12 protein-coding genes are annotated in these 12,813 nt (G+C 72.8%); 7 read left to right on the forward strand and 5 right to left on the reverse strand.

The window, feature by feature from the left end; translation table 11 throughout:
* Window positions 1–54 precede the first annotated feature (54 nt).
* The 3 genes from CLV70_RS31840 to CLV70_RS31850 all read left to right on the forward strand — a co-directional run bounded on the left by CLV70_RS31840 (window position 55) and on the right by CLV70_RS31850 (window position 4,453).
* On the forward strand, window positions 55–2,040 hold the full coding sequence (locus tag CLV70_RS31840) for a Xaa-Pro dipeptidyl-peptidase (protein WP_245908589.1): 1,986 nt from the start codon (window positions 55–57) through the stop codon (window positions 2,038–2,040).
* Between the two features lie 100 nt (window positions 2,041–2,140).
* Entirely contained in the window at window positions 2,141–3,544 is a 1,404-nt protein-coding gene (locus CLV70_RS39920; protein ID WP_106130333.1) for an LPXTG cell wall anchor domain-containing protein, read from the forward strand.
* Window positions 3,545–3,868: 324 nt separating this feature from the next.
* Window positions 3,869–4,453: a DinB family protein gene (locus CLV70_RS31850; RefSeq protein ID WP_106130334.1), complete on the forward strand. Its 585-nt coding sequence runs from the start codon at window positions 3,869–3,871 to the stop codon at window positions 4,451–4,453.
* Window positions 4,454–4,578: 125 nt separating this feature from the next.
* Here the strand turns inward: CLV70_RS31850 and CLV70_RS31855 are convergent, their stop codons facing one another.
* On the reverse strand, window positions 4,579–5,484 hold the full coding sequence (locus CLV70_RS31855) for a helix-turn-helix domain-containing protein (RefSeq protein WP_245908590.1): 906 nt from the start codon (window positions 5,482–5,484) through the stop codon (window positions 4,579–4,581).
* Between the two features lie 103 nt (window positions 5,485–5,587).
* On the opposite strand from CLV70_RS31855, the gene CLV70_RS31860 reads away from it, so the two are divergent.
* Complete coding sequence (locus tag CLV70_RS31860) at window positions 5,588–6,457, forward strand: aldo/keto reductase family oxidoreductase (protein ID WP_106130336.1); 870 nt, start codon at window positions 5,588–5,590, stop codon at window positions 6,455–6,457.
* A 98-nt stretch (window positions 6,458–6,555) separates the two neighbouring features.
* On the opposite strand, the gene CLV70_RS31865 is transcribed toward CLV70_RS31860, so the two are convergent.
* Window positions 6,556–7,773, reverse strand: a complete 1,218-nt coding sequence (locus tag CLV70_RS31865; RefSeq protein WP_158277864.1) for a trypsin-like serine protease — start codon at window positions 7,771–7,773, stop codon at window positions 6,556–6,558.
* A gap of 98 nt (window positions 7,774–7,871) precedes the next feature.
* On the opposite strand from CLV70_RS31865, the gene CLV70_RS39925 reads away from it, so the two are divergent.
* Both CLV70_RS39925 and CLV70_RS31875 read left to right on the forward strand, forming a co-directional pair.
* Window positions 7,872–8,423, forward strand: coding sequence for a hypothetical protein (locus tag CLV70_RS39925; protein ID WP_158277865.1), 552 nt, complete (start codon window positions 7,872–7,874; stop codon window positions 8,421–8,423).
* Window positions 8,424–8,586: 163 nt separating this feature from the next.
* On the forward strand, window positions 8,587–9,435 hold the full coding sequence (locus CLV70_RS31875; protein ID WP_211303969.1) for a formyltransferase family protein: 849 nt from the start codon (window positions 8,587–8,589) through the stop codon (window positions 9,433–9,435).
* Here the strand turns inward: CLV70_RS31875 and CLV70_RS31880 are convergent.
* The 3 genes from CLV70_RS31880 to CLV70_RS31890 form a co-directional block, all read right to left on the reverse strand.
* Window positions 9,432–9,617, reverse strand: coding sequence for a lasso RiPP family leader peptide-containing protein (locus CLV70_RS31880; RefSeq protein ID WP_106130338.1), 186 nt, complete (start codon window positions 9,615–9,617; stop codon window positions 9,432–9,434). The genes CLV70_RS31875 and CLV70_RS31880 overlap by 4 nt on opposite strands.
* Before the next feature lie 86 nt (window positions 9,618–9,703).
* Window positions 9,704–11,254 (reverse strand): multinuclear nonheme iron-dependent oxidase, encoded by a 1,551-nt coding sequence (locus CLV70_RS31885; protein ID WP_158277866.1) that lies wholly within the window; start codon window positions 11,252–11,254, stop codon window positions 9,704–9,706.
* Between the two features lie 70 nt (window positions 11,255–11,324).
* Entirely contained in the window at window positions 11,325–12,191 is an 867-nt protein-coding gene (locus CLV70_RS31890) for a helix-turn-helix transcriptional regulator (RefSeq protein WP_106130340.1), read from the reverse strand.
* Between the two features lie 87 nt (window positions 12,192–12,278).
* Between CLV70_RS31890 and CLV70_RS31895 the strand changes: the two genes are divergently transcribed.
* Window positions 12,279–12,812, forward strand: coding sequence for an SRPBCC family protein (locus tag CLV70_RS31895; protein WP_106130341.1), 534 nt, complete (start codon window positions 12,279–12,281; stop codon window positions 12,810–12,812).
* The last annotated feature ends 1 nt before the right edge of the window (window position 12,813 follow it).

Raw genomic sequence — 12,813 nt, forward strand, 5'->3', positions numbered from 1 at the left:
CAACGGTGCTCCATTCGTACGAAAGCACGGTATTGACGCCCTACGATCTGCCGGGTGTCGATATCAGTCCGCAGGATCGCGTTCGCCGTCGCCGCGGCGATCGGTGGCACCCTGATCGTTCCGGTCGTCCCGGCAGCGGCCGCGCCCGTGCGGCACGGCGGGAGCGCGCCGACGGTGCCCATCCGCCCGGGGGACACCACGCCCACCGTGCCGGTGCGGCACCGGGAGATCGCGCCGGACGCGCCGGTACGCGGCGGTGGGAGCGCCCCCATCTATTCCTACGAGAATGCGATCCGCGAGAGCGTCTGGGTGTCGACCGCGCTCGACAACGACGGTGACGGCGTCGGGGACAGGATCGCGGTGGACATCGTGCGGCCTCGGGAGGCGGCCGAGCGGCGGCTGAAGGTGCCGGTCGTTCTCGAGGCCTCGCCGTACAACGCGTGGGGGGCCAAGGGGTACGACGCCGGCGGCACGATCGCCATGCTGAAGACGGAGAACGACAACTATTTCGTGCCGAGGGGGTATGCGTTCGTCGCGCCCGATCTGGCCGGCACCGCCCGATCCACCGGGTGCACGGACGTCGGCGGGCGGGAGGAGGTGCTCGGCGCCAAGGCCGTGATCGACTGGCTGAACGGGCGGGCGCGGGCCGCGTACGCGGACGGCACCCCGGCCGTCGCCACCGGCTGGACCAACGGCCGGACCGGCATGATCGGCATGTCCTGGGACGGTTCGGTCGCGAACGGGGTGGCCGCCACCGGCGTCGAGGGCCTGGAGACCGTCGTGCCGATCGCGGCGATCTCCAGCTGGTACGACTACCAGCGCTTCAACGGCGTGCTGCGCATCCCGGAGTACCCCGCGTTCCTGCACACGGTGGTCTCCGCGCGTCCGCCGGAAGCGTGCGCGGCGATGCTCGCCCGGCTCGGCGAGGACAGCGACGACGCGACCGGCAGCTACAACGCGTACTGGGCGGAGCGTGACTACCGGCGGGACGCGCGCAAGGTGCGGGCCAGTGTGTTCATGGTGCACGGCCTCAACGACATCAACGTGAAGCCCACGCAGTTCGCCGCCTGGTGGGGCCGGCTGGACGTACCGAAGAAGCTGTGGTTGTCGCAGGTCGGGCACATCCACCCGCTCGACCTCCGGCGCGGCGAATGGCTGGAGACGCTGCACCGGTGGTTCGACCGCTGGCTGCGGGACGTGCCCAACGGCGTCGACCGCGAACCGGCGGTGTCGATCGAGACCACGCCGGGCACCTGGGTCGACGAGCGGAGCTGGCCGGCGGTGGGCGTGCGTGAGACGGACGTGGCGCTGGGCGACGGCGACGGGACGACCGGCACCCTGGGTGGACGGTCCGGGAGCGGCTCGCGGACGTGGACGGACAACCTCGACCTGAGCGAGGCCACCGCCGTGGCGACGCCGGGCAGTGCGGTGCCCGGCCGCGTCGCGTTCCTGTCCGCGCCGCTGACCGAGGGCGTACGCATCTCCGGCACGCCGTCGGTGACGCTGCGGGTCAAGGTGGACAAGCCGACCACCGAGTTGTCCGCCCGCCTCGTCGACTACGGCGTCGCCGACCGGGTGGACTACCTCAACGAGCGGGGCGGCACCCGCCAGCTGGACACCGAGACGTGCTGGGGGGCCTCGTCCGCGACCGACGAGGCCTGCATCCGTGATGCCGTCGAGGACGTGGTGACCAGCGACCATGGGATTCTCACCCGAGGCTGGACGGACGCGGCCCACTATCGGACGCTTCGCACGGAGACGCCGCTGCGGCCGGACCGGTGGTATTCGGTCACCGTTCCGCTGCAGGCCACGGATCAGCGGATCGCCGCCGGGCACGCGCTGGGGCTGATCGTCATGGCCAGCGACAACGACTACCACTTCCCGCATCGTTCGACGGGCGCAACCGTCCGGCTCGACCTGCGGGGCAGCTCGCTGACGTTGCCCCTGGTGGGGACGCTGCCCGCGCCGGCCGCCACCGCGCCCGAGGTGGCGGTGCGGCCCCGGATCGCCGCGCGGCAGGCGCCGCCGCTGCTTCCGTAAGGGGCTCCGGGCGTACGGAATCGGGCCGATCGGCGGGCCACGAACGGCCCGGCGGCGTAGGTAGGGTGTTGCCCTCATCGATCCACGGGGGTAACACCAGATGAACAAACGCCTACCGGCCGGCGCGCTGCTGTCGGCCGTCACCCTGGCTGCGGCGGTCCTGCCCGGGGTCGCCGTCGCGGCACCGGCAGACCCTGATTCCGTACGCCTGGAAGCAGTCGGAGAACGCTCCAGCGAGTCCGGGCGCATGGACGGGCTGACCTTCCGCCCCGGCAGGATCACGCGCGACCCGATCGGCGTGCGCAACCGCGGCGCCACGGTGGACGGTGTCGTCGTGCAGCTCACCTCGACCACCGACGACCTGGTCTTCGCGCGCAGGTACGACAACTGCTGGTACGCCCTCGACGGCAGGCCCGACTCGGCCTGGTGCGAGTTCGACTCGAAGGTCGCCGCCTCGTCCTACTTCCAGCTCGCCGGTCCGGTTCTCGCGGCCACCGGCGACGCCCAGCCGTCCACACCCTCCCCCGACCGTCCGTACCTCAAGGTGCGCTGGTCGAGCAAGGCCTGGGCCGACGCGGCCGGCGGCATCGAGGCGCTCGCGAACGAGGACGCCGCCGCGGGCACGACCGCCGTACGCGGCGACGACGGCACCCTGACCCTGGAGCCCGCCTCGCCGCGGCTGTCGGCCTCCTACAGCGACTCGACCGGCACGATCTTCCCGGTCTGGTTCGAGAAGCCCGCCGACGGGCCCTGGGGTGCGCCGGACGTCCTGCCGCCGTCGGACCCGGACGGCGCCGCCCTCGACGCCGTGCAGGAGCGCACCGTCGCCGGGGAACGCCCCAAGCTCCACCACATCGCCCCCGGCGACACCCTGCCCGGGACCGTCGGCGTCCGCAACACCGGCGCGACGCCGGTCAAGGGTCTCCTCGTCGAGCTGCGCCTCGCGGACGACGACCTGGTCTTCGCCCGCAGGTACGACAACTGCTGGTACGCGCTCGAGGCGAAGCCCGACTCGGCCTGGTGCGCCTTCGACCGTGAGCTGGCCGCCGGCGAGACGCTGCGGCTGGCCGCGCCCGTGGCGATCGCCCTCCGGCAACGCTACGGGGACCTCGACAAGGACCTCCGCTTCCACTGGGTCAGCGCCGGCTGGGCCGAGGGCCACGGCGGCGCCCGCGACCTCGCCGAGCTCTCCGCGACGCCCGGCACGACCGTCGTCCGGGGCGCCGGGGGCACGCTGACGCTGAGCGCCGGCTCGTCCGCCCTGAAGCCGGGGGTCACCGGGGCGGTCGACTACCTCCTCGCCCTGGTCCCGCCGTCCGGCCCAGAACCGACGACACCGCCTGCCACTCCGCCCGCGACGGCCGCTCCCGGCGGCGGGGGCGGCAGCCTTCCCATCACGGGTACGCGGACAGCGACGCTGGCCGGTGCCGGGGCGCTGCTGCTCCTGGCCGGGGTGGGCGGATTCTGGGTGGCCCGTCGCCGCCGGACCCGCTTCCAGGCCTGATCGGCGCTGCTTCCGGGCCTGGATCGGCGCTGCCTCCGGCCTGATCGGCGCTGCTTCCGGTCAGCGCTGCTTCCTGGCTTGATCGGCGCAGCGGCGCCCTCGGCACCCTCGGGTGGCGGGGGCGTCCCGCCGTGCGAACGAAGGACGCCGTTGCGAATTCCACGGGGGAAGAACTCGCAACGGCGTCCTGAGCGACAATAATCGATGGAGTGTCAATCGTCCATATCGGCGGTCGACATTGTCCCAACAGTCACCGGAATCCGGTGCGAACGGCGTTGTCCACAGGGGCGCCCGGGGCCCGCCGGATCGGACTACCGTGGCCCCATGAGCAGCGATTTTCCCTGGGAACCGCCCGTTGCCGGCACCGAGGCCGAGCATCTCGCCGGCGCGCTCGACCGGCTGCGCACGACGTTCCGCTGGAAGACCGACGGTCTCGGCGGCGCCGGCCTGCGGACCCGCCTCGGCGCGTCGTCGCTGACCCTGGGCGCCCTGCTCAAGCACCTGGCGTTCGTGGAGGACTACACCTTCACCACGAAACTCCGGGGCGAGGCGCCCGGCGCTCCCTGGCGGCGGGCCGCGTGGGACGACGACCCCGACTGGGAGTTCACCTCCGCCGCCGAGGACACCCCCGAGGATCTGTATGCGCTGTGGGACGCCGCCGTGGCACGCTCCCGAGGCCGCCTCGCCGCGGCCCTGTCCGACGGCGGCCTCGACCAGCTCGTGCACGTCTCGGGCGCGGACGGCCGCCAAGCGAGCCTGCGCCGGCTGCTCTGCGACCTGATCGAGGAGTACGGCCGCCACACCGGCCACGCGGACCTGCTCCGCGAGTCGGTGGACGGCCTGACCGGCGAGGATCCCCCGGCCGGCTGGAAACCCCGCGGCGCCCCGCCCGTCGACGTCCAGCCCTGACCGTGCCGCCCTCCCGCGCTCCGGCCCCGCTCTCGCGCGCCCGGGCCCCGGCCTCACGGGCCCCGGCTTCTCGCGCCCCGGCCTCACGGGCCCCGGCCTCGCTCTCGCGCGCCCGGGCCCCGGCCTCACCGGCCGCCGCGGCCCGGGCCCGGTCTTGTCTCGGCGCGCGTGCCGGGCTGGTCCTGTCCCGGCTCGTGCTTCAGCTCGCCGACGGACTCCGAGGCCGCCAACGACCCCAGCAGCCCGAGCGACCGTGCGCTGTCCGTGCCCGGCTCCGCGTGATAGACCACCAGCAGCAGCCCGTCGCTCCCGCCGACCCCGAGCTTCTCCCGGCGCAACGTCATCTCGCCCACCTCGGGATGCCGCAGCCGCGTCGGCGCGCCCTCCCGGATTTTCACGTCGTGCCGGGCCCACAGCCGCCGGAAGTGCTCGCTTCCCACCGACAGCTCCCCGACCAGCTGGGCGTACCGGGGATCGTCCGTGGTCGTGCCGACCGAGGAGCGGAACACGGCCACCATGCCGGCGAGGGCGCGTTCCCAGTCCGGGTAGAGCTCGCGTTCCGCCGGGTCCAGAAAGACCGACCGGAGCCGGTTCTCGCCGACGCGCAGGGCGGGGGAGAGGGCCCGGGCCATGGCGTTGGCCGCCAGGACGTCGAAGTAGCGGCCCTCCACGAACGCCGGGAGGCCGATCACCTCGATCAGCTGCCGGATGCCGACCGGAACCCGTTCCCGGCGCGGACGGGAGCGCGCCCGGGCCCGGGGGCGGGACAGGCTCAGCAGATAATCGGTGGCGCTCTCGTCGAGGTGCAGCACCCGGGCCAGCGCCTCCAGCACCTGCTCCGACGGGTGCCGGTCGCGGCCCTGTTCCAGCCGCAGGTAGTAGTCGGCGCTGATGCCGGCCAGCGTCGCCACCTCCTCGCGGCGCAGCCCGGCGACCCGGCGCAGGCCGGTCGCGCGCAGCCCCACGTCTTCGGGGCTCACCAGCTGCCGGCGGGCGCGCAGGTAGTCGCCCAGCGGGTTCGCGTTGTCCACGCCTTCACGGTAGTGCCGCGTACCCGTCCGGTCCCTGGTCCCCGCACTACCAGGAACACGGGGGACCTCCCGGGCCGGGCCGATCCCGGTGAGCCTGGGAGACATGATGACGCAGACACTTCCCGGCGGCACCTTCACCCTGGCCGACGGCCTGACGGTGACCCGCATGGGCTACGGAGCGATGCAACTGGCCGGCCCGCACGTCTTCGGCCCTCCGGCGGACCGGGCCGCGGCCGTCGCCGTCCTGCGCGAGGTCGTCGAGCTCGGCATCACGCACATCGACACCAGCGACTTCTACGGTCCGCACGTCACGAACCAGATCATCAGAGAGGCGCTTCATCCGTACGCGGAAAGCCTGCACCTCGTCACCAAGGTGGGCGCCCGCCGCGACGCCGAGGGAGGCTGGCCGCGGGCCCGGAAGCCGGAGGAGCTGCGCCGGGCCGTACACGAGAACCTGGAGAACCTCGGGCTCGAGGTCCTGGACGTGGTGAATCTGCGGGTGGGCGGGTTCGACGCCCCGGAGCCGGGCTCGATCGAGGAGCCGTTCACCGCGCTGGCCGAGCTGCGGGAGCAGGGGCTGATCCGGCACCTGGGCCTCAGCACGGTCAACGCCGAACAGCTCGCCGAGGCGCAGGCCATCGCCCCGGTCGTGTGCGTGCAGAACTACTACAACCTGGCGCACCGGGTCGACGACGACCTGGTCGACTCGCTCGCCGCGCAGGGCATCGCGTACGTGCCGTACTTCCCGCTCGGCGGCTTCACGCCGTTGCAGTCCGACGTGCTGGGGCGGGTCGCGGCCCGGCTCGGGGCGAGCCCGCTGTCGGTCGCGCTGGCCTGGCTCCTGCGGCGCTCGCCGAACATCCTGCTGATCCCCGGCACGTCGTCGGTGGCCCACCTCCGCGAGAACGTCGCGGGCGCCGGCCTCGACCTGCCCGCGGACGCCCTCCGCGAGCTGGACACGATCGGCGCCTGAACCGGAGCCCGCTCTCCGCCGGCCGCCCCGCCGTCCGGCCGGGTTCGGTCGGCGGGCGGCCCGCCTGGGTGCCGGGACCTCGGCGGGCCGCCCGCGTTCTACCTGGTGGCGGGGGTGATGTTGAAGTCGCGCCAGGCGGTGCCGTAGTCCTGGAAGCCGAGGCGCGCGCCGGCGACGCGGGTGGTCGTGCCCTTCGCGATCAGCTTGCCGTTGCCCGACACCGAGTAGATCGGGCCGCCGCTGTCGCCGGGGCGGGCGGCGGTCTGGCCCTGGGTCTGCTCCGCCTCGACGAGGTCCTCCCGGTCGGCGTAGTAGAAGAGCACCTTCAGGTTGCACACCGGCCGGCCGAGCTCGCGGGAGCTGCTGACGCCGGACTGGCACAGGTACTCGCCGATGAATGTCCAGCCCCACCCCTCGACCGAGGCCGCGGCGCCGTCGGTCGGGGTGCCGATGTACACGTACCCGTCGACACTGCTGGTGGGGATCAGCTCGACGTCGTGGTCCTGGTGGCGGGGGCCGACGTTGCCGATGAACTCGCCGCGGGCGTCCTGGATCCGGTCACCCGTCTGCCCGCAGTGCGCGGCGGTCAGCACATAGCTGGCACTGCCCGACCGTACGCCGAAGCCTGCCGTGCAAGCCGTCGAGCGGGTCGCGTTCACGGTGGTCGCCCCGCCCTTCCAGGGCGCCCAGTCGTCGTCGCGGCTGATCGGTCGCAGCGGCTCCTCCGTCACCACGGAGATCGGCACGGCCTGGTCGGAGAAGACCCGGGAACCCGATCCGCGTACGCCGACCAGCAGCCCGCTGCCGTCCGGGCGCAGCTTGATGCTGTCGATGTCCGCACCCCGTTCCGCCTCGAGGCGGGCGGCGGCGGCGCGCAGTTCGGCGTCCGAGTGGGCGGCGGCCCGGACGCGCACCGGGGCGATGCGGGAGGCGTCGGCGACCACGTCGGCCATGCCCCGGGGAACCGTGCCCTTCCACCACAGCACCACGTGCGCGTCTTCGAGCACGATGCCGGCGTACCCGGGGTAGCGGTGCCGTTCGACGTCCCACCGGATCTTGGTGGCGGCGGCGACAAGGGGCCGCTGGCGGTCGATGCGGGCCCTGTCGGCGGCGGAGAGCCCGGTAGCGCCGGATACGAAGTGGACGGCCCGCCCGCCGCCCGCAGCGGCTCCGGTGGGCGGGGGTGCTGGATCGGCGGCTGTGGTGGCCCGGGCGGTCTTTTCGGGGTCTGCTTTCGCGGGTGCCGGGCCGGCGGACAGGGCCGCGCCGGTCGTCAGGACGGCGACGGACATCAGGCACTCGGCGCGCCTTGACATCGTTGTCATCACCTCGATCAGCTCCTTCGGGTGGGGATGGGGGTGAGGGTGCGGGGAAATAGGGATAGACGAACTTCTATGCGTTGGAATGCTAACGCTTGTTAAGGAATGTTTCCAGATGTAACAACACGACCTGCGAAATCGACGATGTGCTCCGGAACTTCCGGAGCATCTGGCCGGATCGGGTGGCAGGCCCTAGGATCTCCGGCGCGGCGGTTGACCACTGTGGTGCCGGCGAAGCGGACCGGAGGGTTGGCATGACGCTCACACCGCGCGGCTTCACTGTCATCGGCCTTGCCGTCGGGGCGGCCGGAAATGCGATCATGTGGGCCGCCGGCGCGTACTTTCCGTTCTATCCGCCGCCCAACCTGCTGATCCTCGTCGCGGGCGCATTGATCGTTGCCTTCGTGCGGCGGAGCTGGGCGCCCGCGGTCGGCGCCCTCCTCGGAATCGTGATCATCGTGGCGTTCGCGATCATCAGCCTCATCAACGGCGCCGGCACCGGACACCTGACCGGCACCGCGGGCGTCGTCGGCGTGATCGGCACCGTCCTGCACCTGGCGGGCTCCGCCGTCGGCGCGGGCGGCGGCCTGGCCGCGGCCGTCTTCGAGCGCCGCGCCGAGCCCGCCGCCGAGAGCGGCCCGCTGTAGCAGCCGCCGGCCCGAACCCTCGGGGCGATTCCGGCGCCCAGCTCGGACCTCGGGGCGGCTCCGAGCCGTGCCGCCCGCTGTGGTGATGGGCTGAGCGGACTCCGCCGGGTGATTCCGGGTCGTGGCGGCCCGGGTCGGCGGGCGCGTCCGTACGGTCGGAGCGATGACCCGGATCGTCATGACCACGTCCGCCGGGCACCGGGGGCTGCTGCTCCTCGACCGCCTGCACCGGCGCGGGATCGTGCTCGACGCCGTTCTCGTGCTCGCCGGCGGGCTCGAGCCGCCGCCGGCCCGGCCCGGCGAGAGTGGCCTGCACCGGCTCGCGCGGTGGCCGGCGAGCGCCGCCCGGTCGGTGCGGCGGAGGTTCCGGTTGTACCGCAGGCGTCGCCGCTGGTTCGAGGCCAGGTGCCGGCGGGTCATCGTGACCGGCTACCTGAACAGTCGCCGGCTGGAGCGGGACCTGCGCCGGCTCGCACCGGACTACCTGGTGCTCGGGGGCGGCGGAGTGCTGCGACCGCACATCATCGCCACCGCGGGTTCGGGCGTGCTCAACGCGCACCCGGCGCTGTTGCCGTGGGTCCGTGGCTGCGGCGTGGTCGGCTATTCGCTCGCGGCCGGGGTGGCGCTGGGCGCGACCGTGCACCTGGTTGACGCCGGGATCGACACCGGGCCGGTGGTCGCCCGCCGGCTGCTGCCGGTGCCGCCCGGCCCGTGCGCGCTGGCCGACCTGGAGGCGGCGGCCGACGAGGCGGCGGCGGAACTGCTGGTGGATGTGGTGGAGGCCCTGGTGAGGAGGGGCGAACGCCCGGCGGGGACGCCGCACGCCGAGCGTTTCCCGCTTCACCGGCTGGCTGCCGCCGACGTGGACCGGCCGGCGCACGAGGCGCTCGCGGCAGCCGGGCGGGCCGCCGAACTCTTCGACCGATGGTCGCCGTCGGCGATCGACGCGGCGTGGGCCCTGCCCGCCGGACGCCCGGACCGGGGCAGCCCCGGTCCGGGCGTCGAGTGCTAGACCAGGACGGCCCGGGCGTCCGAGTCGTCGAACACCCCGCCGGGGATGCCTCCGCCGGTCACCGTGACGACCAGTTCGCCGTCCGGTCCCGCGCCCCTGGTCAGGGACCGGAGCGAGCCGAGCGGCTCCAGCGCCGGCGGCTTGTACGCGTCCCGGCGTACCTGTTCGCACAACTGCGTCATGTGTTCCCCCTGAGTCGAAAAGCTCTCATACCCACGATATCGGGCAGATCACTTCCTCCGCTCGAAACCGGAGACAACGGTGCGATTCAGTCGCCGGTGCAGCATCGTGCCGTGCCGCAGGCGGCCGGCTCGACGGCGTCGCGGACGGCCGGGACCGCCGCTGCTCCGCGTCGTACGAAACCGTTGTCGCCCAGGTAGATCAGCTCGACCGGACCGGCGAAGGAGTCGAGCCGGGCGGCGGGCTCCGTCAGTGCCGCGGAGGCCGCATCGGCGTCGATGCCGAAGCGGCGCTTGTGCGGAACCGCCAGGCCGTTGACGCACTGGTTCATCCAGGTCTCGCAGTCGAGCAAGTCGTGCAGAAGCCCCGACTCGCCTTCCTGGAGCAGGGTGTGCAGCCCGCCGGCCACCGCCTCGGCGCCCGGTGGGGCGGTGCCGTCGACCGCCGCGATGAGGCGGGCGTACAGGTGCTCGCTGGTCCAGTCGCGGGTGCGGCGGAGCCAGCCGGCGGTGACCGGGTAGTACGCCACGAGGCTCTTGCCGAGCGCCTTCAGCCGGGCCTGCCGGTCGCGGTCCCAGCGCCGCTGTTCGTCGGCCGCGAACACGCCGGCCACCCCGCCGAGCCGGGCGCCCGAGATCGGCTGGTCGGTGTGCAGCAGGTCGTACATCGCCACGGACAGCGTCCTGACCCGTTCCCGGGCCGCCTCCGGATCCGGCGTGCCGCTCTGTGCGGGGACGCCGGCCAGCCAGGCGTTGACCGTGGGCCGTGCTCTCGCCGTACGCAATCGGTCCAGGGCCCTTCCCGGTGAGCGGGCGCCGAACAGCTCGAGCGCGATCGCCCGCAGGTGGGGTGCGGTTTCGACGATCTCGTCGATGAGGTCGAGGCAGATCGACACGACCTCGAGGTCGCCGTGGACGTCGTGATACTGGAAGCCCTCGCGGACGAGGTCGATGCTGCCGCCGGCGAAGTGGATCTCGGTGACGCTGTCCCAGGGGATGCGGTGGAAGCCGGCCGACGCGGACGCGCCCCGGGCCAGCTGATAGCTGAGCACGTGCCCGACGTCGAGACACATGCCGCAGCCCGTGGCGTCGCAGAGCCGCGCGAAGAACTCGAAGGCGTTCATGTCCCCGACGACGTAGGTCATGGGCGGGAACTCGGCGTTGAACGGCAGGCCGAGGACGTCCTGCACGAACCGGATGTTCTCGGTGGCCACGGCCAGCGTGTCGGCGGTCAGGGGCAGCGGCATGAAGTGCGGGTAGACGTGCCGCTCGCTCATCAGCCAGACGCCGAGGTCCTCGGTCACCCAGGGTGCGCCGGTCAGCCGCAGCAGTTCGCCCAGCCGTACGAGGTCCGCCTCGGCCGGAGCCTCCGCGTAGACGGGGTTGATGTTGGTGCTGTGCACCAGCACGGTGGCGGTCGCGGCCAGATCCGGAATCCCGCGTCGCTCGAATCCGCCGCCGCTCCCGGAGGCGGCCCCCAGGCTGTACGGCGCAGTCCCGCGATGCCGCACGCTGGGCGCCGTGACCTCGAAGAAGTCGACTCCGTCCGCGAGGTACGACGGGTGGAAGTCCGACGGGTTGATGCCGACCCCGACCCCGAACCGCCGCACCTCCCGGAAATAGTCCGGTCCGAAGTCCACCAGCGCCCCCTGCCATTGAATCGGTCATATCAGGCTAAAGGGCAAGTTGTCGTACGTCAGGTTGTTGATCTCAGTTCGTGCGGGCCACCGGACCGTACGACTGACCGGCCGTCACCCGCAGCCAGTCCAGCTTGTCGGCGTCGGGGGAGCCCGCGGCCGCGGTATAGGTCACGATCCGCAGGTCGGCGCCGGGGACCGTGAGCACATCGCAGTCCACCGTCACGTCGCCGACCTCCGGGTGGGTCACCGTCTTCTCGTCGCTGATCAGCGGCGAGGGGCCGGCCGTCGCCCACAGCCGCTCGAATTCCGGCGACGACTGCCGGAAGCCGGCCACCAGCGCCGCCAGCCGGGCATCCGCCGGGTACCGTTCCGAGACCTCCCGGAGATCAGCGACGATGGTGCTCGCGAACGCCTCGGGCCCCGCAGTCGACCGCAACGGCCGCAGGTACGCGGCCGCCGGCCCGGTGCCGAACAGCATGTGGACGATGGTGCGCTCCGGCTGGGGGATGACGGACGGGTCACCGTGCAGGGCGTTCCACATCTGGTTCCACCACACCAGGCTCCAGTCCGCGGCGAAGATGCCGATCGGCACGTCGCCGAGCCTGGCCGCGAGTCGCTGAACGCCCGGCGGCACATGGTGGTCCACCATGCCGTCCTGCGGCGGCAGCAGCCCGGCCGCGCGGAAGAGCTGGTCCCGCTCCGGGCGGCGCAGCTGAAGAGCCCGGGTGATCGCGGCCACCACCTGCGTCGAGGGATTCGTGGCGCGGCCCTGCTCGAGACGCAGCACGTACTCGACCGACAGGCCGGCCAAGCCGGCGAGTTCCTCGCGTCGCAGGCCGGGGGCGCGGCTCTTGGCCGTCCGGGTGAACCCGGCGTCGGCCGGATCGAGCCGATCACGCCAGCGCCGCACCAGGGCACCGAAGGTCACCGCGTTCATCGGCGCATGATCGCACCCTGCGTACCGGCGGTACCAGGGCCGGGCAGGTATCTGGTTGCCGCCGCGGCCCGGGCCGAAGCTGATCGCATGCTTATCACCAGCGCAGACAGGACCGTTCCGATCACCGTTCTCGCCCGGACCTCCGCGGGGCCCGCCGACGCATTCCGGATCCTCGCCCCGATCGATCTGACCCGGGTGTTCCTCGCCGACCGGCTGTTCCCGGGGGTGGCCGCCGTGGCGGACCAGACCGGCACCTGGGACCGCGCCGGAGCCTCCCGGCGACCCCGGTTCACCGACGGCACTTCCGTCACCGAGTCACTCACCGAATACGTCGACGGCCGCGGCTTCGCGTACGAACTGACCGGCTTCACCAACGCACTGGCCACCCTGGCGCTCGGCGTACGCGGCGAATTCTCGTTCCTCCCCGACGGCGAGGGCACGATCATCCGGTGGACGTACGAGTTCAAGCCCCGCCCCGGACGCCGGTGGATCGTCGCGGGACCCTTCCGGCCCCTGTGGCAGCGCTACATGCAGTCGGCCCTGCGGCGAATGGTCGCGATCATCGAAGGCGCGCGCCCCGAGAGCATCGGCGAGGCCGGCCATCACCTGCGCGGGGCGTGAT

The sequence above is a fragment of the Pseudosporangium ferrugineum genome, from assembly GCF_003002065.1.
GTDB lineage: Bacteria > Actinomycetota > Actinomycetes > Mycobacteriales > Micromonosporaceae > Actinoplanes > Actinoplanes ferrugineus_A.